Annotated in this window: 23 protein-coding genes; 9 read left to right on the top strand and 14 right to left on the bottom strand. The window is 72.6% G+C overall.

Going from position 1 to position 25721, the window contains the following annotated elements:
• Positions 1-3: 3 nt before the first annotated feature.
• The 5 genes from ABD832_RS26745 to ABD832_RS26725 form a co-directional block, all read right to left on the bottom strand.
• Positions 4-522, bottom strand: coding sequence for a DUF2087 domain-containing protein (locus ABD832_RS26745; protein WP_344900202.1), 519 nt, complete (start codon positions 520-522; stop codon positions 4-6).
• A 60-nt stretch (positions 523-582) separates the two neighbouring features.
• Positions 583-3075 carry a DEAD/DEAH box helicase gene (locus ABD832_RS26740; protein WP_344900200.1) on the bottom strand — a complete coding sequence of 831 codons (2493 nt, stop codon included), beginning with the start codon at positions 3073-3075 and terminating at the stop codon, positions 583-585.
• A 118-nt stretch (positions 3076-3193) separates the two neighbouring features.
• Positions 3194-3760, bottom strand: coding sequence for a hypothetical protein (locus ABD832_RS26735; protein WP_344900198.1), 567 nt, complete (start codon positions 3758-3760; stop codon positions 3194-3196).
• A complete protein-coding gene (locus ABD832_RS26730; RefSeq protein ID WP_344900196.1) occupies positions 3750-3977 on the bottom strand; it encodes a hypothetical protein in 228 nt (75 codons plus the stop codon). The genes ABD832_RS26735 and ABD832_RS26730 overlap by 11 nt, the downstream gene beginning before the upstream one ends.
• Before the next feature lie 32 nt (positions 3978-4009).
• Positions 4010-5236, bottom strand: coding sequence for an acyltransferase family protein (locus tag ABD832_RS26725; RefSeq protein ID WP_344900195.1), 1227 nt, complete (start codon positions 5234-5236; stop codon positions 4010-4012).
• Positions 5237-5554: 318 nt separating this feature from the next.
• On the opposite strand from ABD832_RS26725, the gene ABD832_RS26720 reads away from it, so the two are divergent.
• From ABD832_RS26720 to rbsK, 3 genes are all read left to right on the top strand, one after another.
• The gene (locus ABD832_RS26720; RefSeq protein ID WP_344900194.1) at positions 5555-6805 is read left to right on the top strand and encodes a sensor histidine kinase; all 1251 of its coding nucleotides are present in this window, start codon (positions 5555-5557) and stop codon (positions 6803-6805) included.
• A complete protein-coding gene (locus ABD832_RS26715) occupies positions 6796-7443 on the top strand; it encodes a response regulator (RefSeq protein WP_344900193.1) in 648 nt (215 codons plus the stop codon). The genes ABD832_RS26720 and ABD832_RS26715 overlap by 10 nt, the downstream gene beginning before the upstream one ends.
• Positions 7444-7608: 165 nt before the next feature.
• The gene (gene rbsK, locus ABD832_RS26710) at positions 7609-8505 is read left to right on the top strand and encodes a ribokinase (RefSeq protein ID WP_344900192.1); all 897 of its coding nucleotides are present in this window, start codon (positions 7609-7611) and stop codon (positions 8503-8505) included.
• A gap of 25 nt (positions 8506-8530) precedes the next feature.
• Here rbsK and ABD832_RS26705 read toward each other — a convergent pair whose 3' ends face one another.
• Positions 8531-8680 (bottom strand): hypothetical protein, encoded by a 150-nt coding sequence (locus tag ABD832_RS26705; RefSeq protein WP_344900191.1) that lies wholly within the window; start codon positions 8678-8680, stop codon positions 8531-8533.
• A gap of 145 nt (positions 8681-8825) precedes the next feature.
• Entirely contained in the window at positions 8826-9308 is a 483-nt protein-coding gene (locus ABD832_RS26700) for a GlcG/HbpS family heme-binding protein (protein WP_344900190.1), read from the bottom strand.
• A 301-nt stretch (positions 9309-9609) separates the two neighbouring features.
• Here ABD832_RS26700 and ABD832_RS26695 point away from each other — a divergent pair, with 301 nt between their 5' ends.
• Both ABD832_RS26695 and ABD832_RS26690 read left to right on the top strand, forming a co-directional pair.
• Positions 9610-10545, top strand: a complete 936-nt coding sequence (locus ABD832_RS26695; protein ID WP_344901744.1) for a class I SAM-dependent methyltransferase — start codon at positions 9610-9612, stop codon at positions 10543-10545.
• A 197-nt stretch (positions 10546-10742) separates the two neighbouring features.
• Complete coding sequence (locus ABD832_RS26690; protein ID WP_344900189.1) at positions 10743-11711, top strand: phosphotransferase enzyme family protein; 969 nt, start codon at positions 10743-10745, stop codon at positions 11709-11711.
• Between the two features lie 112 nt (positions 11712-11823).
• On the opposite strand, the gene ABD832_RS26685 is transcribed toward ABD832_RS26690, so the two are convergent.
• Complete coding sequence (locus tag ABD832_RS26685) at positions 11824-13659, bottom strand: tetratricopeptide repeat protein (RefSeq protein WP_344900188.1); 1836 nt, start codon at positions 13657-13659, stop codon at positions 11824-11826.
• A 386-nt stretch (positions 13660-14045) separates the two neighbouring features.
• Here ABD832_RS26685 and ABD832_RS26680 point away from each other — a divergent pair, with 386 nt between their 5' ends.
• The 3 genes from ABD832_RS26680 (at position 14046) to ABD832_RS26670 (ending at position 16440) form a co-directional block, all read left to right on the top strand.
• Entirely contained in the window at positions 14046-14978 is a 933-nt protein-coding gene (locus tag ABD832_RS26680; protein ID WP_344900186.1) for a Ppx/GppA family phosphatase, read from the top strand.
• A gap of 37 nt (positions 14979-15015) precedes the next feature.
• The gene (locus ABD832_RS26675) at positions 15016-15834 is read left to right on the top strand and encodes a DUF1206 domain-containing protein (protein ID WP_344900184.1); all 819 of its coding nucleotides are present in this window, start codon (positions 15016-15018) and stop codon (positions 15832-15834) included.
• Between the two features lie 165 nt (positions 15835-15999).
• Positions 16000-16440 (top strand): ATP-binding protein, encoded by a 441-nt coding sequence (locus ABD832_RS26670; protein ID WP_344900182.1) that lies wholly within the window; start codon positions 16000-16002, stop codon positions 16438-16440.
• Between the two features lie 96 nt (positions 16441-16536).
• Here the strand turns inward: ABD832_RS26670 and ABD832_RS26665 are convergent, their stop codons facing one another.
• Complete coding sequence (locus tag ABD832_RS26665) at positions 16537-17049, bottom strand: DUF1203 domain-containing protein (protein WP_344900180.1); 513 nt, start codon at positions 17047-17049, stop codon at positions 16537-16539.
• 190 nt (positions 17050-17239) lie between these two features.
• On the opposite strand from ABD832_RS26665, the gene ABD832_RS26660 reads away from it, so the two are divergent.
• A complete protein-coding gene (locus tag ABD832_RS26660; RefSeq protein ID WP_344900178.1) occupies positions 17240-18490 on the top strand; it encodes a chymotrypsin family serine protease in 1251 nt (416 codons plus the stop codon).
• A gap of 221 nt (positions 18491-18711) precedes the next feature.
• Here the strand turns inward: ABD832_RS26660 and ABD832_RS26655 are convergent, their stop codons facing one another.
• From ABD832_RS26655 to ABD832_RS26635, 5 genes are all read right to left on the bottom strand, one after another.
• A complete protein-coding gene (locus tag ABD832_RS26655) occupies positions 18712-19959 on the bottom strand; it encodes a DegT/DnrJ/EryC1/StrS family aminotransferase (RefSeq protein ID WP_344900176.1) in 1248 nt (415 codons plus the stop codon).
• Positions 19956-21044, bottom strand: coding sequence for a GNAT family N-acetyltransferase (locus ABD832_RS26650; RefSeq protein WP_344900174.1), 1089 nt, complete (start codon positions 21042-21044; stop codon positions 19956-19958). The genes ABD832_RS26655 and ABD832_RS26650 overlap by 4 nt, the downstream gene beginning before the upstream one ends.
• Before the next feature lie 329 nt (positions 21045-21373).
• A complete protein-coding gene (locus ABD832_RS26645) occupies positions 21374-22534 on the bottom strand; it encodes a DegT/DnrJ/EryC1/StrS family aminotransferase (RefSeq protein WP_344900173.1) in 1161 nt (386 codons plus the stop codon).
• Between the two features lie 72 nt (positions 22535-22606).
• Positions 22607-23989, bottom strand: a complete 1383-nt coding sequence (locus ABD832_RS26640) for a lipopolysaccharide biosynthesis protein (RefSeq protein WP_344900171.1) — start codon at positions 23987-23989, stop codon at positions 22607-22609.
• A gap of 820 nt (positions 23990-24809) precedes the next feature.
• On the bottom strand, positions 24810-25193 hold the full coding sequence (locus ABD832_RS26635; RefSeq protein WP_344900169.1) for a histone-like nucleoid-structuring protein Lsr2: 384 nt from the start codon (positions 25191-25193) through the stop codon (positions 24810-24812).
• Positions 25194-25721 lie beyond the last annotated feature (528 nt).

The raw sequence follows: 25721 nt of genomic DNA, 5'->3' as shown, positions 1-25721 counted from the left end.
CCGTCAGGGCTCGACGGAGCCGCCGCTGCGCCAGTAGACGTTGTTCTCCCGGCTGAGCATGCCCTCGTCGACCAGGTAGCGGCGCAGCGCCGCGTAGTCGTCGTGGAAGGCGCGCAGCGCGACGTTGACGTCCTTCTCGGAGTAGCGTGCCCCCGGCTCGAAGACCTGGACCACGTAATCGAGCACGACGAGCTGCTTGTCGCGCTTGCTGGGGATCGCCCGCAGCCGTCCCTCGACGAGGAAGGACTGCAGCACCTTCTCCTGCTGGGAGACCGGGGCCGCGGGCCTGGCCGTGGCGTGCAGCAGCTCGCGGAACCGCTCCCGGCGCACCTTCCAGCGGCCGTCCTCGTCCCGGACGGCCAGCCCGCCGCGCTCCAGGCGGTCCAGCGCGCGTCTCAGCGCCTCCCGCTCCAGGCCGGCATCCCTCTCGGGCTCGCCCTCCAGCACCAGCGCCGCCAGCACCCGCAGCGTGTCCTCCTGGTACAGCAGGCCGAGCACCTGCCTGATCGCCTCGTCGCTCATCCCGTCATTCTCCCGGGTCCCGGGGGCGAAGGTGATCGCACAGGTGCTCCCGCAGCGGTCTCAGAGGCGGTTCAGGCCGATGACGTGGACCACCGCGCGGCCCTCCTCGTCGGAGGCGGCCAGGTCGACCTGGGCGTCGATGCCCCAGTCGCCGTCGCCCGCCGGATCGGCGACGACCTGGCGGACCCGCCAGAACTCCTTCTCCTCCTCGATGCGCAGCAGGCCGGGACCGCGGGCGTCCGGGCCGGTGCCGATCTCCTCGTGGTCGTCGTAGTAGGCGTCGAGCGCGGCGCCCCAGTCGACGTCGGGGGCCAGCCGCTCCAGCTCCTGCTCGTCCTCCACGGCGGCCAGCTCGATCAGGCGGAACATCGCGTTGCGCACCAGCACCCGGAACGCGCGGGTGTTGGCGGTGACCGGCTTGGTGGTCTCCTCCAGGGAGGGCGCCTCCAGCTCACCGGTCGGGTTCTGCAGCTGCTCCCACTCGTCCAGCAGGCTGGAGTCGACCTGGCGGACCAGCTCGCCGAGCCATTCGATGAGGTCGACCAGGTCCTCGGTCTTGAGGTGCTCGGGGATGGTCCGCGACAGGGTGCGGTAGGCGTCGGCGAGGTAGCGCAGGACGGTGCCCTCGGAGCGGGTCAGCTCGTAGAACTGCACGTAGTCGGCGAACGTCATCGCCCGCTCGTACATGTCGCGTACGACGCTCTTGGGGCTGACGGTGTAGTCGCCCACCCAGGGGTGGCCGCGCCGGTAGGTCTCGTACGCGCCCAGCAGCAGGTCGGCCAGGGGCATCGGGTAGGTGACGTCGGCCAGGAGCTCCATCCGCTCCTCGTACTCGACGCCGTCGGCCTTCATCTGCGCGACCGCCTCGCCGCGGGCCTTGTTGAGCTGCGCGGACAGGATCTGGCGGGGGTCGTCGAGGATGGACTCGATGATCGAGACCATGTCCAGGGCGTAGTTCGGCGACTCCATGTCGAGCAGTTCCAGGGTGGCCAGCGCGAAGGTGGACAGCGCCTGGTTCAGCGCGAAGTCCTCCTGCAGGTCCACGGTCAGGCGGGCCATCCGGCCCTGCTCGTCGGGCTCGGAGAGCGTCTCCACCACGCCCCCGGCCAGCAGCGACCGGTAGATCGCGATGGCCTGGGAGATGTGCCGCCGCTGCCACTTGCGGTCCTCGTGGTTGTCGGTCAGCAGGTGGCGCATGGCCGCGTAGCAGTCGCCGGGACGGTTGATCACCGCGAGCAGCATGGCGTTGCTGACCTTGAAGCGGGAGTTCAGCGGCTCCGGCTCGGCGGTCTGCAGCTTCTCGAAGGTCTCCTCGCTCCAGCCGACGAAGCCCTCCGGCGGCTTCTTGCGGGCGAACCCGCGCCGCCTCTTGGGGTCGTCGCCGATCTTGGCCAGTGCCTTCTCGTTCTCGACCACGTGGTCGGGGGCCTGGCAGACGACGTAGCCGATGGTGTCGAACCCGGCCCGGCCGGCCCGGCCGGCGATCTGGTGGAACTCGCGGGCGCGCAGCCGGCGCACCCTGTTGCCGTCGTACTTCGACAGGGCGGTGAACAGCACGGTCCTGATCGGGACGTTCACGCCGACGCCGAGCGTGTCGGTGCCGCAGATGACCTTCAGCAGGCCGGCCTGGGCCAGGCGCTCCACCAGGCGGCGGTACTTGGGGAGCATCCCGGCGTGGTGCACGCCGATGCCGTGCCGCACCAGGCGGGAGAGGGCCTGGCCGAACTTCGTGGTGAACCGGAAGTGGCCGATCATGGAGGCGATCGCCTCCTTCTCGGCCTTGGTCGACATGTTGATGCTCATCAGCGCCTGGGCCCGCTCCATGGCCGAGGCCTGGGTGAAGTGGACGACGTAGACCGGGTACTGGTTGGTGGTGAGCATCTCCTCCAGCGTCTCGTGCAGCGGGGTCATCCGGTACGAGTAGACCAGCGGGACCGGGCGCTCGGCGTTCTTGACCACCGCGGTGGGTTTGCCGGTGCGCCGGGTGAGGTCCTCCTCGAACCTGGTGACGTCCCCCAGGGTCGCCGACATCAGGATGAACTGGACGTTCGGCAGCTCCAGCAGCGGCACCTGCCAGGCCCAGCCCCGGTCGGGCTCGGAGTAGAAGTGGAACTCGTCCATCACGACCTGGCCGATGTCGGCCTGGGCGCCGTCGCGGAGCGCGACGTTGGCGAGGATCTCCGCGGTGCAGCAGATGATCGGCGCCCCCGGGTTCACGCTGGCGTCGCCGGTCATCATCCCGACGTTCTCGGTGCCGAACACCGCGCACAGGTCGAAGAACTTCTCCGACACCAGCGCCTTGATCGGGGCGGTGTAGAAGGTGCGCACGTCCCGGGTCAGCGCGGTGAAGTGGGCTCCGGCGGCGACCAGGCTCTTGCCCGAACCGGTCGGGGTGGCCAGGATCAGGTTGTTCCCCGAGACCACCTCGATCAGAGCCTCCTCCTGCGCCGGGTAGAGGGTCAGCCCCCGCTCGGAGTTCCACTCGACGAACGCGTCGAAGATGGTGTCGGGGTCGGCGTCGATCTCTTCTGGCAGGCGGTCTACAAGGCTCACGGTCCAATACTGCCGAAGAACTCGCGGTGGTCGGACCGGTGAGGGCACTGGATCACACCGCGTTCGCCGGAAAACGCACGCCATTGCGGGATTATGGCTTTTTTTGTCAAGCCGGGAGTCAGGGCGAGGGCGGTTCCTGGAGCGCCGGGACGCCGGTGTCGCGCTTCAGGTAGGTGTAGGGGAAGCCCGAGCCGATGACCTCCCAGCCCTCGGCGCGCAGCCGCCGCACCCTGCCCGGCGACATCGTCACCCTCGTGTGCTCCCACTGCGTCCCGGAGCGGACGACGCGGTGGTAGGTGGTGCCGAACTCCACGCTGTGCCACCCGTACCGGCCGGCCAGGGCGAGCTCGTGCATCTCGTCGAAGGTGGTGGTCGGGCCGAGGACGCGCTCGTGCGGGTCCAGGCCGGTGGCGCTGGGGGCGAGGGGCGGCGCGAACCGCTTCTGCGCCGCCTGCTTGGTCATCCCGAGCGTGGCGCCGATGCTCTGCCAGGTGACACCGGCGGAACGGGCCGAGGCGACGGTCGTGCGCAGCAGCGTGGACGCCTCCTCCTGCAACGTGGCGGCGCCGGCGACCAGCCGCAGGAAGTCCTCGGTGCCGTACGGGTCCTCGACGGCGGCGTTCTCCATCAGGATCCGGGTCAGGGCCTCGTGGACCGCGTCGGAACCGGCCCGTTCAGTGGTCATCGCCGGTCCGTTCCGGCAGGGTGCTGGAGGGCCGCCACCCGCCCCGCTGCCTGTACAGGAGCCGGGTGCCGGAGTAGACGAGGGCGAGGATCGCGACGAGGGCGACGATCTCCAGCCACCGCGGGGGATCGAACAGGACGAGCGGCAGGCCGATGAACGGCGGGATCATCAGCAACGTGTAACCGAGGGTCCACTTCCGCTGGACGTGTGAGGTCATGCGTCAACCATAGGTTGACGCGGCCGGTATCGTCAACCAATGGTTGACGGCCGGGCGGTGCGCGCGAGCGAGCCGGTCAGCGCCAGGCCCGCCACGAGCGCGCCCGCGCCGACCAGCGGCGCCACCCCCGGGACGAAGCCGGTCACGGTGAAGGTGAGCAGCCCCGCCCCCACCAGGACGGTGGCCGTCGCGGCCCGGACCGCCCCGCCGGTGAACGGACGGCCCGCCGGGGGCGACTCGAACCGGCCGAAGCCCCGCAGCAGCGGCCACATCGCCAGGGCGAGCAGGAGCAGCCAGTGCGGCCAGCCCGACAGCCAGGCCGAGGTGCCCGGCGCCGGCGTCGAGATCCCCAGCCCCACCACGACCACCGAGACGATGACGAACAGCGCGCTCATGTGCCACAGGTAGAGGGTCATCATCCGCTCCGAGGCCCAGCCCAGCGCCCGTGACACCCCGGGCCAGCGCGCGAAGGAGACGATCCACCGGCGCAGGGCCAGCGCCAGCCCGATCTGGCCGACGCCCACCGCGAGCAGCGCGACCGTGGGCGGGGCCATGTTGGAGACCGCCCCCGGCATTCCGATCATGCTCGCCGGGTAGGGGCCGAAGGCCACCAGCACCGCCGCCGTGCCGTAGCCGCCCAGGGCCATCGCCCAGGGACGGGTCAGCCTGCCGTCGGCGTACAGGAAACCGAGCTGGTACACCGCGAGCCAGACCAGCACCGTGTTGGGCAGGCCGGCCACCTCCAGGCCGCCGGCGAAGCGCAGCACGTCCACCGCCACGGCCGCCGCCGCCAGCACTGCGGGCACCCGCCAGCCGTACACCGCGTTCAGCCGGAGCATCGGCGTGGTCGCCGCCACCGCGACGAGATAGATCACCAGGAACCACAGGAGCTGCCCGGCCAGCCGCGAGGCGGTCTCGACCGGCTGCGCCGGCATGCCGAGCGCCGTCAGCAGGTGCGGCAGGGGGACCCAGACCGCCGCCAGCGGCAGCACCGGCCACGCCAGCCTGCGCACGCGGCCCGCCAGCCACGCCGCGGGCGTGTCACCGCGCCGCGCCGCGCTCCGCCGGCTGATCGCCCCGGCCGCGCCGCCCGCGAAGAAGACCAGCGGCATCACCTGGCTGATCCAGGTGATCGCCCACGCGTTCCCCGTGGCCAGCGCGTTCCCGGTGACGATGCGGCCCTCGTCGAAGGACAGCAGCGGCATGCTCCAGTGCTGGAGCACCACCAGCGCCATGCCGAACACCCGGAGCACGTCCACGAAGGGGTCACGAGCGGCGGCGGACCGCGCCGGGCGGGGCGCCGGCACGAGCGGCGGTGCGGTCGCCGGCACGGTCACCGGTGCGGTCGCCGGCCGGATTGCCGGGTGGGGGATCACGGCGGTCACGGGCTCTCGATTCTCCAAGGGGACGGGTGAGGCGATGAGAAAAGCCTCCTCGCCCGGCCCCGGCGGCGCAGTGACGCACGCGGCACTCTTCCTGAGCGGACGCACCACCGGCGGAGGTAGTGCTGGCCTCACCCCCGCCAGGCGGGTCCGCCGGGTCGATGCCCGTGACCTGCTCCCCTTAGCGTTGGCGTCATGAGACCCCTGCTGCGCCGCATCGGCACCGACACCCGGTACCTGGTCGTGGGCTTCCCCCTGTCGATCATCTGGTTCGTTCTGATGGTGGCGGGTTTCGCCGTGGGGGCGGCGACGTCCGCCGTGTTCGTGGGCCTGCCGATCCTCGCCACGACCCTGCTGGCCGCCCGCGGTTTCGCCGACGTCGAGCGGCGCTGGCTGCCCGAGGTGCTCGGCCGCCCGGTCGCGCGGCCGAGGTACCGGCCCTCCCCGCCGGAGGCCGGCTGGTTCCGCAGGATGATCAACCCGTTCACCAACGGCCAGTCGTGGCTGGACCTGCTCTACGGCATCGTGGCCTTCCCGATCTCCATCATCACCTTCGTGCTGGCGGTGGTCTGGTGGGCCGGGTCGATCACCGGTCTCACCTACCCGCTCTACGGGTGGATCATCAACGCCATCCCCGGCAACACCGGCGGGCTCGGCATGCTGCTGGGCCTGGGCCCGGAGCTGTGGATCGACGTCCTCGTCAACACCACCGTCGGGATCCTGTTCGCGCTCACCCTCCCGATGATCGTGCGGGGTGCCGCGCTGGTGCAGGCCGGGCTCGGCAGGGCCATGCTGACCGGCGTGGCCGAGCTGCACGAGCGCATCGACGACCTGGCCGAGGGCCGGGCCGCCGCGGTCTCGGCCGAGGCCAACGCGCTGCGCCGGCTGGAGCGCGACATCCACGACGGTCCCCAGCAGCGCCTGGTCTCCCTGGCGATGGACCTGTCACGGGCACAGCGGCAGCTCAAGCGCGACCCCGAGGCCGTCGGCCGGATGCTCGACCAGGCCATCACCTCCACCCGCGAGACCCTGGACGAATTGCGCGCCCTCTCGCGCGGGATCGCCCCGCCCATCCTCAGCGACCGCGGCCTGGCCCCGGCGCTGGCCGCGCTCGCCGGGCGCTGCACCGTCCCGGTCGAGCTGGACCTGCAGATCACGGAGCGCTTCCCGGCCGCCGTGGAGAACACCGTCTACTTCGTCGTCGCCGAGTCCCTCACCAACGTGGCCAAGCACAGCCGCGCCACGATCTGCACGGTGTCGTTGAGCAGGACGGGGGACTACCTCATGCTCACGATCGGGGATGATGGGGTGGGCGGCGCACACGTCGCCAAGGGGCATGGCCTGTCCGGTCTCGGAGACCGCCTGAGGGCGGTGGACGGCGAGCTGGCGGTCGACTCACCCGTCGGCGGGCCGACGGTCATAGTGGCGGAGGTTCCGTGCGGGTAGTGGTGGCCGATGACGCGGTGCTCATCAGGGAGGGGCTGATCAGGCTTCTGGAGGAGTTCGGCTGCCAGGTGGTCGCCGCGGTGGGGGACGGGGACGGGATGGTGGCCGCCGTCGCCGAGCACAGGCCCGACGTCTCCGTGGTGGACGTGCGGATGCCGCCCGGCTTCACCGACGAGGGCCTCCGGGCCGCGGTGGAGGCGCGCCGCAGGGTTCCGGGCACCCCGGTGCTGATCCTGTCGCAGTACGTGGAGGTCTCCTACGCCGACGACCTGCTCGCCGACGCCAGGGGCGCGGTGGGCTACCTGCTCAAGGACCGCGTCGTGGACGTGGACGACTTCATGGGGAGCCTGCGCACGGTCGCGGCCGGCGGGACGGTCTTCGACCCCCAGGTGGTGGCCCAGCTGATGGTACGGCGCCGCCGTGACGACCCCCTGGCCCTGCTCACCCCGCGGGAACGCGAGGTGCTCGGCCTGATGGCCGAGGGCAGGTCCAACCCGGCCATCGGCCGCCAGCTCGTGGTCAGCGACGGCGCCGTGGAGAAGCACGTCCGCAGCATCTTCGCCAAGCTCGGCCTGTACGCCGAGGACGGCGACCAGCACCGCAGGGTCCTCGCGGTCCTGGCCTACCTGCGCTCCTGACCGGGGGACGGGGAGACCGGGAGACCGGAGGACCGCGACGGGGTGACGCGGCGACGCGGTGACACAGCGAGGCCGGGCGGGGGCGCCGGGCGGGCCACCTGTAGGCTCGGTCGTCGGTACGGGGCCGGGCACCGGCCGTGCGGCGGCCCTGGTGGTGGAGGAACAATGATCTCGGTCTTCGGCAGCGCCAACATGGACCTGGTGGCCTACGTCGACGTGGCCCCCGCGCTCGGCGAGACCGTGACCGGCCGGGCCTTCGCCACCGTCCCCGGGGGCAAGGGCGCCAACCAGGCCATCGCCGCGGCGCGGGCGGGCGCCCGGGTGGCCTTCCTCGGCGCCGTGGGCGACGACGACTTCGGCGCCGAGATGCGGCGGACGCTCGCCGCGGCCGGGGTCGACGTGAGCGAGCTGCGCACGGTCCCGGGCCCCTCGGGCATCGCCCAGATCGTGGTGGACGGTGACGGGGGCAACTCGATCATCGTGGTGCCCGGTGCCAACGGGACCGTGACCTCCCCCTCACCGGCCGAGATCGAGGTCATCTCCCGCTCCGACGTGCTCCTGCTCCAGCTGGAGCTCCCCATCGAGGCGGTCACCGCCGCGGCCCGCGCCGCCCGCGCGGCCGGGACCACCGTGGTCCTCACCCCCGCGCCGGTCCAGCCGCTCCCCGCCGAGCTGCTGGAGGCCGTGGACGTCCTGGTGGCCAACGAGCACGAGGCCGCGGCGATCACCGGCCAGGCCGACCACGAGCGGGCCCTGGAGGAACTGCGGGGCACGGTCGGCTGGGTCATCGTCACCCTGGGGTCGCGCGGCGCGCTCACCGCCTCGGGGGACGGCCCCGTCGTGCACGTGGAGGCGCCCCGGGTGCCCGCGGTGGACACCACGGCCGCGGGCGACACCTTCGTGGGCGCCCTCGCCGCGGCCCGGGTCGAGCGGCAGCCCCCTGACCGGGCCGTCCGCTTCGCCACCGCGGCGGCGGGCCTGTCCGTGCAGCGCGCCGGCGCCAGCACCTCCATGCCCACCCGCGCCGAGATCGACCACGCCCTCTCCGGGACGGACGCCTGAACCGGCGCGTCGGTACGGGGTCCGCTCAGTTCCCCCCGCCCAGGAGCGAGGTCTCCGAGAGCGTGAGCAGGAAGGCGCCGGCCGCGAGCAGCGCGATCGGCCACGACCGGCTGATGGCGGACCAGATCGCGGAGGCCAGGAAACAGACCAGGGCGAGCAGTACGAGAGCTTCCACGATAATCCTCCAGAGTGTCCGCCCGCGGACGATCATCGTCCGGGGCAGGCGTTCACTGCCCCACGATCATCGGAGATAACGCGAAAGTCGCCGGTTCATCAAAAACCTGTCCCCGACGGCTATGGACGTTAACGGACATACCGTGTTATGTCCCCTCGCAGAGCGCGGCGGCGGCCTCGGCGCAGGCCACGTCCTGGGGGATGCTCCCGCCGCTGACGCCGATCGCGCCGCGCACCCCGCCGTCCCCGCGGGCACCGGTGAGCGGCACGCCACCGCCGAGGCAGACGTAGCCGTCGCCCGCCAGGCCGTACAGCTCGCCTCCCGGCGCCACCAGCGGCGCCAGCTCGGCGGTCGGCATGTGATGGGCCACCGCCGTGTACGCCTTGCCGGCAGCCAGGGCCGGGCCGGCGATGCGCGCGCCGTCCATCCGCTGGAACGCGACCAGGTGCCCGCCCGCGTCCACCACCGCCACCGAGATGAGCGCTCCCTCCCGCGCGGCCTGCCTCACCGCGGCCTCACACATGCGCAACGCCAGTTCCAGGTTCACCGGGCTCCTCGTCGTCTCGAAGACCTCCGGCGTGTACGGCCGGATACGGCGCGCCGCCGGTCGGGTGATGGAGAACGTCATAACGATCCGACGCCCGCGCGGGCCCCACGGAGGACCGGCGCCGCCCGCGGTCTTCGCGAAAAGGCGTCCCGGGCAGGGGAGGTGCGAAAGGGGTGGGACGGGTGGTGCGCCGGGTGCGCGACGGTGCCGTGGGGCCGGGTCCCGTACCGCGACAGGGCCGTCGCGCAAGGACGGGGCATCGCCGCGACGGCGACGGGCGACATTCCGATGACGGTCACATGGAGTGACGAACGTGTCGCGCACGGATATGATCACCTGGCCGGTGGGAGCCGCCGGACACCGTTCCGACGAGGGAGGGGCCATGCACCGCCACAACCGCTCCAGCATCGTCCACCAGATCAGGTACGCCCTCGGCCATCCCGGCCGGATCCCCCGCCACCTGCGCCGATGGACCAGGAACGCGTGGCTGCGGATGAGGAACCGCGACCACGTCTCCTACTACCGGGCCGTCATGAGATCCGACACGGCACGCGACCCGTACGCAGCCGTGGGCAGCGCGTCCCACCGGCGCTGGACCGCGCTGGGGAAGATGCAGTTCGACTACCTGGTCCGGCACGGGCTCAGGCCCGAGCACCGCGTGCTGGAGATCGGCTGCGGCAACCTGCGGGCCGGGCGGCTGCTCATCGGCTACCTCGACGCCGGGAACTACCACGGGATCGACATCTCCCCGGACATCCTGATCGCCGCCCAGGACACCCTGGCCCACTACCGGCTGCGGGACAGGTTCCCGCACCTGATGCCGGTCAGGGACCTGCGCTTCACCGCGCTGCCCGACGGGGCCTTCGACGTCGTGCACGCCCACAGCGTCTTCTCGCACTCCCCGATCCAGGTGATCGAGGAGTGCTTCCGGAACGTCGGCCGGATCATGAAGCCGGGCGGCTGGTTCGACTTCACCTTCGACCGGACCGAGGGCGAGGAGCACCAGGTGCTGGGAGAGGACTTCTACTACCGCACCGAGACCCTGGTCGACCTGGCCGTACGGTGCGGGCTCCGGGCGACCTTCATGGAGGACTGGGAGCGGCTCCCGCACCGGCAGTCCAAGATCCGTATCACGGTGCCCGACGCCGTGACGGAGCCTTCGGAGACCGCGGAGACGGTGGAGGTCGTTGAGGCGGCGGGGATCGCGGACGCCGAGGAGATCGCGGGCGCCGGGGAGCGCCTTCCGCGGGAGGACGCCGTGCGCGACGGCGACAGGCCGGAGGAGGACGTACCGGATCGTCTCCGGACCCGGGCGTAACACCGGACCAGGGCCTGGCGCCGGACCCGGATCAGGGCCCGGCGGCGGGGCGCGGAGCCGGGCGGGTGGAGCGGGGACCCCTCGGATAGGATCCGACGCCGGGCCGACCCAGGCCCGACGCCGGCCCCGAGCCGGCCCTGGACCGACCCCCGGGGAGAGACCCATGCGCGCCCACGACCTGTCGGCCGGGGGGGGACGTGCTGGACCGCGTCCACGACGTGGCCCGCGCGGCGACGAGGGCGTACGGCCTGCCCGGCGCCGAGGTCACCCTGGTCAACGTGTCGGAGAACGCCACCTACCGGGTGGACGACCCCGACACCGGGCTGCGGTCCGTCCTGCGGGTGCACCGGCTGGGCTACCACACCACGCCGGAGATCCTGTCGGAGCTGGCCTGGCTGGAGGCGCTGCGCGAGGAGGCCGGTGTCCGCACGCCCCGGGTGATCCCGGCCCCCGACGGCTCCCGGGTGCTGACCGTCCCGGGCGCCGAACCGCGCGACTGCGTGATGTTCGAGTTCCTGCCCGGCACCGAGCCGTCCGGCGAGCACCCGGTGCCCGGCTTCGAACGGCTGGGCGCCCTCACCGCGCGCATGCACCGGCACGCGCGCGGCTGGTCCCGGCCGGCCGGCTTCACCCGCTTCCACTGGGACCACGAGGCCGCCCTCGGCGCGGGGTCGCGCTGGGGCCGCTGGCAGGACGGCCCGGGGATGGACGCCGAGGCGCGCACCCTGCTGGGACGGCTGGACACGGAATTGCGGACACGGCTGCGCCGCTTCGGCCGCGGGCCGGAACGCTACGGCCTGATCCACGCCGACCTGCGCTCGGCCAACCTGCTCGTGGCCGGCGACGGGCCACCGGCCGTCATCGACTTCGACGACTGCGGCTTCGGCTGGTACCTGTACGACCTGGCCGCGGCGGTCAGCTTCGTCGAGCACCGTCCCGAGGTCCCCGACCTGCTCGACGCCTGGACGCGGGGCTACCGGACCGTGCTGGACCTGCCGGCCGGGGACGCGGCCGAGATCTGGACGTTCGTGATGTTCCGCAGGCTGCTGCTGGTCGCCTGGATCGGCACCCACACCGGCGCGGAGATCGCCGCCGAGCTCGGCTCCGGCTACACCGAGGGCACCTGCGAGCTGGCCGAGCGCTACCTCTCCGGCACGCTCGGCTGACCCCTGCCCCGCCCGGACCCGTCCCACACGGTCCCGCCCGGCTCGAAGGCCCGGCTCGAAGACCCGGCTCGGGGACCCGGACGAGGGACCCGGACCGGGTGTCCCGTCCGGGTCAGGACTTCAGCTCGCGCCGGATGTCCTCGTCGTCGGGGGCCAGCTCCAGCGCCCGGGTCAGGTCGGCGACGGCCTCCCCGTCGCGTCCGGCGGCGCGCAGCGCCATCGCCCGGTTGAAGAGCAGCGCGGGGTCGGGCCCGGACTCCAGGGCCCGGGTGAAGTCGGCCGCCGCGCCCTCGGGGGCGCCGGTCTCGAACGCCAGCAGCCCCCGGCTTGCCCAGGCGGCGGCGAGGCCGGGGGAGAGCTCCAGCGCGCGGTCGAAGGCCGCGCGCGCCGCGGCGTACCGGCCCTGCGCGGTCTCCACCTGCCCCAGCGCGCACAGCAGGTACGGGTTGTCGGGGGCGATGGCCAGCCCGGCCTCCGCGTCCGCGCGGGCCCTGCCGTACTCGCCGAGACCGGCCAGCAGCCCCGACCGGTTGGCGAGCCCGTCCACGAACGACGGGTCCAGCTCCAGCACGTGGTCCAGGTCCTGGAGCGCGCCGCGGTGGTCGCCCGCGGAGAAGCGGATCTCGGCCCGGTTGTAGTACGGCTCGGGAAAGGGCGGCCCGGCGCGCATCGCCGTCTCGTAGTCGGCGACCGCCGCGTCCATCCGGCCCAGCCGGTGCAGCAGGTTGCCCCGGTCGATGTAGTAGTCGGGGTAGCCGGGATCGGCCGCGATCACCGCGTCCAGGTCCGCCAGGGCCTCCTCGGGACGGTCCAGCATCACGGCGAGCTGGGCCCTGTTGGCCAGCAGCACCAGCCGGTGGATCGGGTGCTCGCCGGGCCGCAGGTCGCGCTCGGCCAGGTCGACGGCCTCCTGCACCAGCTCCATGGCCTTGGCGGGACGGCCCCGACGCGTCTCCACCAGCGCCCGGCCGTTGAGGTCGAACCCCAGCTTGAACGCCCGCTCGCGCGGGTCGGGCAGCAGCGAGGAGATGGCGATCGCCTGGTTCACCAGGGCCAGCGCCGCCCCGGTGTCGCGCCGCGCCGGGTCGCGGTGGCGCACCTTGAGCATCCCGGTGGCGTAGGCGGCCGCGGCGTGCACGGCGGGGGAGACGCTCTCCCTCCTGGCCAGGTCGAACAGGTCCTCGGCCTCGTCCTCGCGGCCCAGCGCGGCCAGCGCGGTCGCGGTGCTGTGCAGCAGCCGCCACCAGGTCGCCGGGTCGTCCTCGGGGTCGGCCAGGCGCAGGGCGCGCCGTCCGAGATCCGCCACGGCGTCGTGGCACCCGGCGTCCAGGCACCAGCCGACCGCGAACGCGAGCGCCTCCAGCGCCCTGGCCGGGTCCTCGCCCCGTTCCCGGTGGTACGGGATCGCCCCGAGCCGCGCGCCGACCGTCCCGAGCCGTTCCAGCTCGTCGGCGCGGGCGTCGTGCCCGGACGGGGTGAGCGTCTCCGGTGGCGTGCCCTCCTCGCGGGTCACCACGGTCAGCAGCTCCGCGGGCACCCGGCGGCGCAGCACCGCGAGGAGTTCCAGGTCGGTGGGGTCGGCCAGGGCGAGGTTCTCCACGACGAGCGTCCGCGGCCCGGTCGCGGCCAGGCGCTCGCGGACGAACTCGGCCAGCCCGTTGGACAGGCGCAGCGTGCGCCGCGGGGCGTGCACCAGGATCCGCTCCGCCTCGGACAGGCCCGCGGCCACCGAGCGGCGCCGTACGGGGACGCGGTCGTGCAGGTCGGGGGCGACGGCGCGCAGCTCGATGTCGTAGCGGGAGACCAGGTCCGGCGGGGCGCCGGGCAGCAGGGCGGCGACGAGCGCGCTTCCGGCGGTGTAGGGCCCGAGCAGGTGCCGGCCGGCGTCCACCGTGGGAAGCGGCGGTGCGGGGCGGGGGTCTCCTGGCGGGTGCGGTTCCCGGCTCACCGGGCTCCTTCGCGTCGGTTCAGGTGCTCTCCGATGGTATCGGGAACACCGTGTTCGGTGGACCGGCGCCCAGCGTGGGACGCCGGTTCTGCGATCAGATCTCAGCCGACGTGCTTGGGGCTCGCGTTACCGCTGAGGGCGACGGTGCCGGGCTTGTGAATGATGACGCGTTTCATGAGAACCTCCCCGTTAATAGCGACAAATGGCAAGTATTTGCAGAAAAGGGGCATCTTTACAAGATCTACTTCCTTTGATGGCCGCATCAGGCCACCCTCGGACGGACGACGGACGACGGACGACGGACGACGGACCCGGTGGGCGGTGCGCCGCGTGCCCGTCCGCGGACCCCGGGTGGAGGAGCGGGCACGGGGTAGTAACTTCATCCCATGCGACTGGGCGTTCTCGACATCGGTTCCAACACGGTCCATCTCCTGGTGATGGACGCGCATCGGGGGGCTCGGCCGCTGCCCGCCTTCTCCCACAAGGTGGATCTGCGGCTCTCCGAGCACATGGAGGACGGCGACCGCCTGTCCGTCCGGGGGGCCACGCGCCTGCGGGAGTTCGTCGAGGAGGCGCTCCGGATCGCCGAGGACAAGGGCGTGGAGGACCTCATGGCCTTCGCCACGTCCGCGGTCAGGGAGTCGGTCAACGGCGAGGAGGTCATCGCCGGGATCAAGGACGGCACGGGCGTCGACATCGAGGTGCTGTCCGGCCAGGACGAGGCGAGGCTGACGTTCCTGGCGGTGCGCCGCTGGTTCGGCTGGTCCTCCGGGCGACTGCTGGTGCTCGACATCGGCGGCGGATCCCTGGAGATCGCCACGGGCCTCGACGAGCAGCCCGACGCCGCGGTCTCGCTCCCGCTGGGCGCCGGGCGCCTCACCCGCGACCACCTCACCGCCGACCCGCCGCCCGCCGACGAGCTCCGGGCGCTGCGCCGGCACGTACGGACCCAGATCGCCCGGACCGTGGGCGAGGTGTGCCGGTACGGCTCGGCCGACCACGCGGTGGCGACGTCCAAGACGTTCCGGCAGCTGGCCAGGATCGCCGGGGCCGCGCCTTCCAGCGAGGGGGAGCGGACGCGCCGGGTGCTCAGGCACGCCGACCTGGTCGGATGGGCCGACCGGCTGGCCAGGATGAAGACGCGCGAGCGGGCCGGGCTGCCCGGCGTCTCGGAGGCGCGGGCACCGCAGCTGCCCGCCGGGGCGATCGTCGCCGACGCGGCGATGGACCTGTTCGGCGTGGAGGAGCTGGAGGTGTGCCCGTGGGCGCTGCGCGAGGGAGTGATCTTGCGCAGGCTCGACGCCATGCCCGAGAATTAAGGTTTACCAGGGGCTGAGCGGGTTAGAGCGCAGAGTTATGAACAGCCCTCAGGCTCAGGTGGAAGGGGCCGCTCGCAGAGCGGCCAACAGTCAGACGCTGGACAGGCTGGCACGGGTCGGAATGGCCTGCCGGGGTGTCCTCTACGGGCTGATCGGTTTCCTTGCGCTGCAGATCGCCTTCGGCGGGGGAAGCGGCGGCAAGGAGGCCGACAAGACCGGTGCCATCGAGATGGTGGCCGAGCAGCCGTTCGGCAAGGTGCTGCTCTGGCTCATGGTCGTCGGCTTCATCGCCCTGACCCTCTGGCAGCTGTCCGAGGCGGTCATCGGCCGTGGCAGGACCAAGGACCGGGTGGAGTCGGCCGGACGCACCGCCGTCTACGGGCTGATCGTGGCCACGCTGCTCGGCATGGTGCTGCGCAACGACCCGGGCGCCTCCATGGACGGCAAGTCCAAGGACATCACCGCCATGGTGATGGACCTGCCCGCCGGCCAGTTCCTGGTGGGGCTGATCGGGCTCGGCCTGATCGCGCTGGGCGCCTACTGGATCCACAAGGGCTGGAAGAAGAAGTTCCTGGAGGACCTGCGCACCGGCCAGATGTCGGCCCAGGCGCGCGGCCTCGCCGAGAAGCTCGGCATGGCCGGCTACATCGCCCGCGGTGTGATCGCCGCCGTCGCCGGTGTCTTCGTCGTCCAGGCCGCGATCACCTACGACCCGGACAAGGCCAAGGGCATCGACGCGACGCTGCGCTCGCTGACCGAGACCCCGGCCGGTCCGTGGCTGCTCGGGCTCGTCGCGATCGGCCTGCTGCTGTTCGCGGTCTACTGTTTCTTCGAGGCTCGCTGGCACCGCATGTGACGGATGACGTCACGCGGTACGGCAGGTACGGGCACGCAGGTGGGGGCCCTTCCGGCAAGCCCCACCTGCCTGTCCGGTAAGTGATCACATTCCTACTTTTCTGAGACATCTCCCCTTCGGACCTCCGCGTCTTCCCAGAAGCGAGAACGACACGGAGGGGGCGGCATGGACATGCCGGAGTACGAGGGCGACGAATGGGTGCTCCGCCTCGCGGGGCTGCCGGAGCAGGTGGCCAGGGCCCGCCGCCTGGTCTCGGCCACCCTGGGGAGGGACCATCCCCTCCACGACGACTGCGTCCTGCTGACCAGCGAGATCGCCACCAACGCGGTCGTCCACTCCCGGTCCGCGGACGGCGGCACGTTCACCGTCACGGTGACCTGCTCGGTGACGGGCGTGCGGGTCTCGGTCCAGGACGAGGGCTCCGGCGAGGTCCCCTGCGCGTGCCGTGCCTCGTCCGACGCGACGGGGGGCCGCGGCCTTCCCCTGCTGGAGGCGCTGGCCCACCGCTGGGGCCTGGTCAGGGAGACCGGCTCCAACGAGGTCTGGTTCGAGCTGGTCCTCCAGCCGGCCCGGATGCGCGCCGGCCGCCTGGCCGTGGCCGGCTGACCGCCGTTCGTCCGGCCGTGGCCGGACGAACGCGAGCCGCCGACGGACCCCCGCCCCCACCTCCCGTGGGGGCGAGACACGCGCCGGGGACGGGCGTCAGTCCCGGCGGGTCTCCAGCAGGAAGCAGCCGAACTCCACCGCCCGCAGGTGCACCGCGGCCACCTCGGGGTCGCGGTACAGGTCGTCCAGTTCCTCCTCGATCGACGGGCGGCCGTCACCGGCCTCCACGTAGCGTCCCCGCAGGATCCGGCCGTCCGCCGCGTACGCGCGCAGCACGCGCCGGTCGCCGCGCATGGCGTCCGGGAAGCCGGACCCCGCCGGACCGGCGCAGCCGCCGACGTGCACGAACACCGGCCCCACCTCGTCGTACGGTCCCGGGTCCGCCCCGGTCTCCGCGGCCCAGCGCCGCAGCGGCGCGTACGACACCAGCGCGATCCTCTCCCCGGGAAGGCTCCGGCCCAGGCAGCAGCGCATCGGGCTGCCGCCCTCCTCGTCGAGGACCATCCGGGGGCCGCCTCCCGCGTCGTCGCGTTCCAGCAGCTCGCTCACGACGTCCGGGGCGATGGCCCGGACCCGGTGGCGTGTCCTCGTGGTCTCGGTGTGGTTCATGCGCCCCATCGTGCCGTCCGGGGACACGGCCGCGCTGGCGGCGACCGGACGGCGCACTCGTCCCGCCCGGTGCCCGTTCCCTTGAGGGACGCACAAGGGCGAATCACCCCCCACACCTCGTAAAAGGGCGAAGAAACGCCGCCGGGACGCTGGTCTCATTGCCTCTCACGGACGACCACGAGGGGAAACAATGGAAACCAGCACGCGCTTACGCATGGCGGCCATCGGCGCCGCCGCGCTCACGCTCCTGACCCTGTCGGGAACGGGGACCGCCGGCGCCCGGACGGCGGACGGTCCCGCGGACAAGCCGCCGATCGTCAACCAGGACGCCCCCCGGGAGCCGGTGCCGGCCGGGTTCACCGGCTGGGACGCCCTGTTCGCCGAGCAGGACCGGCTCAACGGGGTGGCCGACCGGATCACCGAGCGGGCGGAGACGGCCGAGGGGTACGCGGGGATCGTCGTCGCCCCCGAGAACCACGAGGTGCGCCTGTACTGGCGGGGCGCGGTGCCCACGGCCGTGCAGACGGCCGTCGACCAGGGGAGGCAGGTGGCACCGGTCCGCGTGCTGCCCGCGGCCCACACGCACGCCCAGCTCCTCCAGGAGGCCACCAGGTGGGTGGAGGCCGGGCAGGTCACCGGCGCGGTGCCGCAGCCGGACGGCAGCGGCGTCCAGCTCTCCGTCGCGGGGGCCGACACCTCCCCCGACCGGTTGCAGCGGCCCAGCGGAGCGACGGCGCCCGTCGCCGTCGAGGGGAGCGAGACCTTCACCACCGCCTACGACCGGCAGAACGACGTCCCCAGCTACTACGGGGGCGGCCGGATCCTCAACAAGCAGCAGGGCAACGGGTGCACCGCGGGCTTCCCGGTCGTCGACAGGAACGGCAACGCCGGGTACCTCACCGCCTCCCACTGCGGCAGCCTGTGGAACGAGTTCTACGACGGCGGCGGCGTCAGCAGCCAGGCGAACTACATGGGCACGCTGAACTGGTACATCACCAACCGCGACGCCGCGATCGTCAACGCGGACACGACCGGCAGGATCTTCGTCGGCGGCAAGACCTCCTCGTCCAGCGCGAGGGTGGTGGGCGTGGTCAAGACCTACCCCGGCAACTTCGTGTGCAACTCCGGCTCCACGATGGGGCAGATCTGCAACATCAAGGTGACCCACTACGGCTGGAGCGGCACCTACAGCACCGGGCAGCACGTCAAGCACATGATCCGCGCCAAGCACACCACCGCCTCCTGCGCCGGGGCGAAGGGTGACAGCGGCGGACCGGTCTACAGCCACGCCAACTACTACGGCGACGTCAACGCGCACGGCATCTTCTCCGCCTTCAGCAAGAGCGCGAACTGCGGTGGCGCGACCGGGGGATCCGTGATCGTCTTCCCCCGCGCCTGGGACGTGCTCCTCGCCTTCGAGGCGTCACTGCTGGTCTCCTGACCCGGCCCCCGGGGTGCCGTCCGGACGGGGCGACCCCCGGGGACAGGGCGAGAAGGGCGAGACCTGTGGAGCCCCGGGGCCTTCGTGGCCCCGGGGCTCCACCCGGTTTCGCCGAAACCCCCCTTGAGCCACCCGGAGCCGTCCGGAAGCCACCCGGGAGCCACCCTTGAAGCCGTCCGGTAGCCGCCCGGGAGCCGTCCGGCGTCCCGGGAGGGAGCCGTTCAGGGCGCGGGAGGCGGGGGAGCCGGGCGGGCGCCGAGCTCGGTCAGCAGCCCGGCCATCCGGCCCGCGCGCAGCGGGTCCACGGGCAGCACGTGCCGGGTCCACCACCGGGCCACCTCCGGCGACGGCCCCGCGGGCACCAGGTCCAGGTAGTCGTCCAGCGGCGGGTCGTAGATGAAGCCGGGCACCACGCCCCGGCTCTCCAGCCGGGCCACGAGCCCGTCGCGGTCCTCCACCAGCAGCGGCACCCGCAGCAGCGGCAGGGGCGCCGTCTCCCGGACGCCCTCGGCCGCCCACGGGGTGGCGCGCAGCAGCTCCACCCCGGCCGTCCGCCGCTCCCGCTCGCGGTCGATCACCCGGAAACGGGACCGCTGGTAGCCCAGGAGCGGCGCACCCTGGCGCATCCTCCAGTCGTCCAGGTCGATCCGGAGCCAGTACCGCATGGCGTCCAGGTCGACGGGGCCGGCGGCGAGAACGGCCCGCAGCTCGTCCTCGCGCGGCGGGCAGCGGTGACCCGTCCACGTGATGACCCCGGCCGCCTTGAGGGCGTGCCAGATCGGCCGGACCAGCCCGGTGCGGTAGATCGTCTCGCGCAGCACCGGCCGCAGCGTCCCCGACAGCTGGGCCCCGGTCCCGCCGGGCAGCAGCAGCTCCTCCCTGGCACGCGCCAGGGAGGCCAGCGCGGACGGATCCCGCGCGGTGAGGAACCCCCCGGACATCGACCGCCCGTGCTTGGCCAGGCTGAACACCCCGGCCTCGCCGAACGTGCCCGCGGGGCGGCCGTCCACGGTCGTCTGCATGGCGTGCGCGGCGTCGTCCAGCAGCACCACGCCGCGCCGGTCGCACTCGGCCCGCAGCTCGGCCACCCGGTCGGGCAGGCCGTACAGGTGCGTGGTGATCACGCCGGCCAGGCCGGTCCAGTCCACCGCGGGGACGTCGATGTTGCCGTCACGGTGGGAGACCGGCGCCGTCACCGGCTCCAGCCCGGCGGCCAGCACCGTGAACAGCACGGTCTCGCAGTTCGTCGGGGAGATCAGCACCCGGTCACCGCGGCCGAACCAGTGCCGCAGCGCCAGCAGCAGCCCGAACCTGGCCGACGGCACGTGCAGGCACTCCTGGCCGATCCGGTCGCGCATGGCCGCCTCCAACGCCCGGCGGCCGTCCCCGGCACCGGCGGTGCCCGCGGCGCCTGCGCCACCCGAGGGCCCTGCGGTGTCTGAGGCTCCCGCGGCTCCCGGCCCGCTCATCCGGCCCTCCCGCCGCGCAGCCGCCCGTACCGCTTCATGACGCGGTCGGCGACGCCGTACAGCGCCGGGGTGTCCAGGACGAGGCGCCGGGCCCGGCGGACCGGTTCGGTGCGCAGCCAGTGCGCCGCCGCGGCCGCCGACCTGCGGCGCACGATGCCCTCGGAGACGGGAACGGTCCTGCTGCACAGCGCGTCCTTGTACTCCGAGCCGTTGCTGATGCCGAGGTCCAACGAGCGCACCCCGATCTCCGCGGCGGCCTCGACCATGCGCAGGTGCTGGATCAAACCGGGGGAGTAGCGGGCGTACTCGGGATCGTAGGCGGGGAACCAGCCGATCATCGCGGTGTCGGTGCGCAGCCCGAAATGCCCCGCCACGGGCCTGCCGTCCACGTACAGCATGGAGAGCGGCCCGGCGAACTCCGGGGTGTCGACGGCGTGCAGGCGCTCAACCAGCTCCACGACCCACGGCCTGGCGAAGCGGTCGGGGCGTCCCATCCGCCGGTACTGGGCCGACTTCCACTCGCGCAGCAGCCGGAACGCCTCCGGGTCGCTCACGGCGAACTCGGAGGTGACCTCGCCCACGTCGCGGCCGAGCTTCCGCTCCTTGTACAGCGTGCTCTTGACGAACTTCGGGGAACGCCCGCGCAGCTCGTCCAGGAAGGCCGGGTAGCCGTCGGCGAATTCCAGGACCACCGCCTGCTGCGTGAGCGTCTCGAACGGCCGGAACCACCGCTGGCCCTCGACCAGGCAGCCGAACTCCCACACGCTCAGCCCGCACGCCCGCAGCAGCGCGTCCGCGTCGAACTCGGCGCCGGACCGGTGGACGATCCCCTGGCAGAGCGAGACCCACCCGCCGAGGGCGGCGCCCACCCGGCCGCCGTGCCGCTCGAACGGGAAGAACCCGACCGGCCCGTCCGACTCGGTGATCACCGCCACCCGCGCCCCGGCGGAGACCTCTCCCATCGCGATCGTGAACTCGGGACTCAGGAAGGGGTTGGCCAGGTGCGCGCTGGAACGTTGCATCTCGCGCCAGGTCTTGATCTCGACCGGCCCCAGTTCCCCGGGCCGGACGACGCTCACCCTCACCGGCCGCCCCCGCCCCCACCAGGGCGATCACCGGCCGCACCGGCGCCGGGCGCCAACCTACCGTTCACGGGGGGAGGTCCTTTCTCGAGGCCTGGGCTCAGGCGCTGGGGGTCTCGGAACGGTCCAGAGGACCCGGCCGCGCGCCGGACGGGCCCGCCTGCGGGCGTGAGCCGTCCACGACCCCCGACCCGATGGCGTCTCCCCCGAACCGCCGCCCGGTACGGCCGGTCCGGGAAGGCACCGGCCCCCCGGCGCTCCCCGGACCGCCGCCCGACGCGGCAAATCTATAGCGATATCGGTCCCGGCCGCTGAGTGACGCCGAAAGCCCCTCAGGCGATGTCCGAGACCACCGGGGCGGGGGGCGTGGAAGGACTCCCCGAGCGCACCGGCGGGACCGCCGGGGTGAGCCGCTCGACGACGGCCATCGCGCGCCGGGCGTACAGCGGGTCGATCGGCAGCACGTGCCGTCCCCACCAGCGCGCCACCTCGGGCGACGGCGAGGGATCGGTGAACTCGGGCAGGTAGCCGTCGTAGGGCGGGTCGTAGAGGTAGCCGGTGGCGACCCCGTTCCGCTCCAGCTCGGCGATGGCCTCGTCCCGGCCGGAGACCAGCAGCGGCACCCGGAACAGCGGCTGGTCCAGGTGGCGGTGGACCGCGGGCGCCACGGTGGGCAGCGCGGCCAGCATCGAGACGCCGGCGATCCGCCGCGACCGCTGGCGCGGCAGCGTCCGCAGCCGCCGGGACTGGTACCAGCGGGCCAGGTGGCCGCGCCTGGTGCGGTAGTCGTGCAGGTCGGCCTGGACCCAGGAGTCGAACGCGGGCAGCTGCGGCGCGTACTCCAGGGCCTGCAGCAGTTCCACCGGGCGAGGGGCGATCCGGTAGCCCTCGCGCTCCTCCTCCATGCCGAGCGCGCGCATCGCCCGCAGTGCGGGGCGGACCATGTTCAGGCGCAGCGCGGCGTGGCGGCTCGCCGAGGTCAGCACGCTGTGGATCTCCTTGCGGAAGACACCCGGCTGCAGCAGCCGGTCACGCTCGCGCTCCAGGGCGCGCAGGTCCTCGGGGTGCTCCACCGCGAGCACCCCGCCGGAGCCCGCCCCGGCGTGCTTGGACAGGCTGAACACCCCGGCTACCCCGAAGGTGCCCAGCGGCCTGCCGTGCACGGACGTCTCGATCGCGTGCGCGACGTCCTCGATCAGGATCTTGCCCGCGAACGCGGCCACCCGGTCCGGCAGGCCGTACAGGTTGGTGGTCAGGACCGCGTCGACGGTGCCGAGGTCGACGGCGTCGGCGTCGATGTTGCCGTCCTCGACCGACAGGGGGGCGATGACCGGGCGGAGCCCGGCGGCGAGCACGAGGAAGAGGATCTCGTCGGCCGAAAGGGGGGACATCAGTAGCCGCTGGCCGGGACGGCACCAATGCCGCAGGGCCAGATACAGGCCCAGGCGGTTGGAGGGAAGCGAAAGGCAGAGGCGATCTGTCCGCTTCGCCACAATGTGCTCAGGAGTCACCGGAGACCGTCTATCACGTACGGCACCTTGACCACAAGCTGCGGCGGAGTGAGGCTAGTCGGCGCTCACCTGCGACGTCGTGCCGTAACTGATCACCTTGCGGATGTTAGGGAAGATCAGCACGGCGACCAGGAGCTGGCTGCCGAGCATCGCGTAGCCCACCGCGGCGATGCCGAAGTGGGGGAAGAGCAGCACGATGGACGTGAGCACCAGAACGGCCATCCCGATCTGGATGAGGGCCAGCCTGCGCGCCCGGCTCTGCGCGCGCAGCATGCTCAGGCAGATCTCGATCACCGTCTGGGGGAGCACGGCGATCGCCATCAGGCGCAGCAGCGGCGTGCCCGCCTCGGCGAACCCCGGGCCGAACACGCTCAGGATCAGCGGCGCGCCGATCACGACCACCGCGATGACCGGGCCGACGATCAGGAAGGTGCGGCGGAGGGCGTTGCGCACGCTCTCGGCCAGCTGCGCGGCGTTGAAGGAGCCCTCGACGGTCAGCGAGACCGCCATGTTCGCGGCCAGCAGCCCGATCATGGAGCCCAGCGTGTGGGCGATCGAGAAGTAACCGAACGTCGGGGCGTCGTCGAGCCAGCCCGCGACGATCACCGGGACCAGGTAGAGGATCAGCAGGATGGAGAACGCGCCGGGGAAGTCCCCGGCCAGGAAACGCCCCACCTCGCGCAGGCGCGGCGGGTTGGCCGCGCTGACCTCGGTGTCCTTGACGTGCCGGGGGATGATGACGCCGAAGATGAACCAGCTGATCGGCACCAGCGCGATGGCGGTCGGCACGATCCAGGAGACGAAGATCCCGCCGAAGAGCCCGCCCTGCGGCAGCGCGACCGCCAGCGCGGCGAGCATGCCCATCTTCACCAGCCCGAACGCCAGGCTGTTGACCGGCACCCAGACGGCCTTGCGCAGCCCGGCCAGCGTCACGTCCTGCAGGGTGAACACGGTCCAGACGAGCACCGAGGCGAGGAAGAACAGCCCAGGCCCGAACCCGCCCAGGTGGGTGTAGACCTCCCCCCACATCGGCAGCGTCAGCAGGAACCCCAGCGCCGCCACCAGCCCGGTGGCACCGGCGATCGCGTACCCCCGGAGCACGAACTCGGCGGTGCGGCGGCCGGCCACCGGGATGAACCTGGCCAGGGCGCCCGCGAAGGCGAGGCCGGTCAGGGAGGCGAAGAGCCGCATCGCGCTGATCACGGCCTGACCCTCGCCGAAGGCGGTGGCGGTGTACAGGTGCGTGGCGAGGAACCAGTAGCCCAGTCCCAGGACGGCGGTGATCCCCGTGTTGATCATCAGGGCGTAGCCCTGGAGGAACAGCGGGTTGCGCAGGTCCTTGCGCAGGCGGTCCATCAGGCCGAGCCGGCGGCCGGCGGCCGGCGTCACCGGGCCCGTGGTCGGTCCCATCGTCCGGTCGCCTCCGTCGCGCGTCACGTGGCCATCGTCGGCCGGGACCCTTGCGCCGGCCTTGCCGTCTGCTGTACGGACATCGGCGGTACGGAGGTCGGTCGCCGCGTTCGGCGGCGCCTGCGGCGGACCCGTCCGGGGGGCCCGGGGGTCCGGCGCGGGGACACCGGCCCGGTGGAGGGGTTCCCCGGGGACCCCGGGGACCGTAGGAGCAGCGGGGTTCCGGGAGTGCCGCCCGGTGCCGTCCTCACGCATCCCGGTGCTCCCGGCGCGCGCCGTCCCCTCGTGCGGACCCGCGGGCCGGTTCCGGGGACGCGCTCGCGCGGGGCGGGACGACGGCCTCACCCGGTCGCCCGGCGGGCGGCGTCAGGGGTGGGGGCGTCCCGTCACGGGACCGGCCGGTCACGGAGGGGAACATGAGAGTCGGCACGTGAGCCATGATGCCCCAGTTTCAGGCGGCCCGCGCCCGGCATGCGCGGGGAAGCCCACGGGTGGGCTGGATTGTGATATGGAGTGCCCTGTTTTCTGGGGAAATCCAGTGGCGATACGTGAGCGGACACACATCGAAACCGGTGACGGACGCCTCGTGACGGGAGAGGCGGACGGCCCGGGGGCGGGCGGAAGCGGCGCGGGGGACGCGTGAGGACGCCCTCGGACGTCGGGCGGGCTCCTGCCCGGTGAGGGCCCCGGGGACCCGGCGGAGCGCGTCCGGACGATCACCGGCGGCCGGGGCCGAAGGCACCCCCCGCCGTCGTCCCGTCACCACCTCGTCGCCGCGTCGTTCACTGCCTCGCGCACTCCCGGCCGGCTACGACGCCGTCACCCCTGAAGGGTCCGGGAGCCCGTCCTAGTCGCTGAGCGCGGCCTGCGGAGTCTTCTTCGCCGCGGGCTTGGCCATGCTGGGGTCACCGGCGGCGAAGGCCTCGGCGACCTTTCCTCCGATACGGCCACGCTCGCTGACCTCTATCCCGTGGGACTTGGCCCACGCCCGGATCTCGGCACTCCGCTCACGGTTGCCACCCGTCCCCTTGCTCCTGCCCTTGCGCCCCGAGGAGGTGCTCGCCTTGCGGGCGACGGACTGGAAGGGCTTGAGGGCCTCGCGCAGCTTGGTGGCGTTCTTCGAGCTCAGATCGATCTCATAGGTGGTGCCGTCCAGACCGAACGAGACCGTCTCGTCCGCGCGCTTCCCCGTGATGTCATCGGTGAACGTGACGACTTGCTGACGTGCCATTGTGTCACTCCTTAATGTTGGCGTCAGAGTGCGGCTGCGAACCCGGCCGACCGATGGTTCCCGCGTCTCTTCCCCGCGCGCAAAACTCTAGTACCTCCTTTCACCGCCGCGCGCGGGAAACCCCTGTCCGCCGGAGATCCACCCTCTCAGGTCAATTACCCGAGGCTGAACTCCGGGTCTTCACGTCATTGTGAAATGCTTCCCTGCGGGAGGGGATTAAAAACGACCGTGGCGCCGGCGGCCCCGTTGACACGCCTATGACGGCGCCGCGGCCCGCCCGCGGTCCGGTTTTTCGGGCACGGCCGCGATGGTTTTTGAAGTTTCGTTACCTAAGGGTGGTTTTCACCCTTGTCGCCCTGAAAAATGGACGCGCCACCCCGGGTCCCGGCTCCGCGGGGCCGCCGGGCCGGTGCGGCGCGCCACGGTCCGGGCGTGCCGGTACGGGCCGCCGGTCCTCACGCCGGTCCGGAGGATTTCCCTGGTCGGAGGGTGATACGGGTCCGCTCGGGTGACGGCGCGGACCGCGCG

The sequence above is a fragment of the Streptosporangium longisporum genome (assembly GCF_039534895.1).
GTDB lineage: Bacteria > Actinomycetota > Actinomycetes > Streptosporangiales > Streptosporangiaceae > Streptosporangium > Streptosporangium longisporum.
Note: the sequence above shows the minus strand (reverse complement) of the source record. Positions and strands in the feature narration are given on the sequence as shown.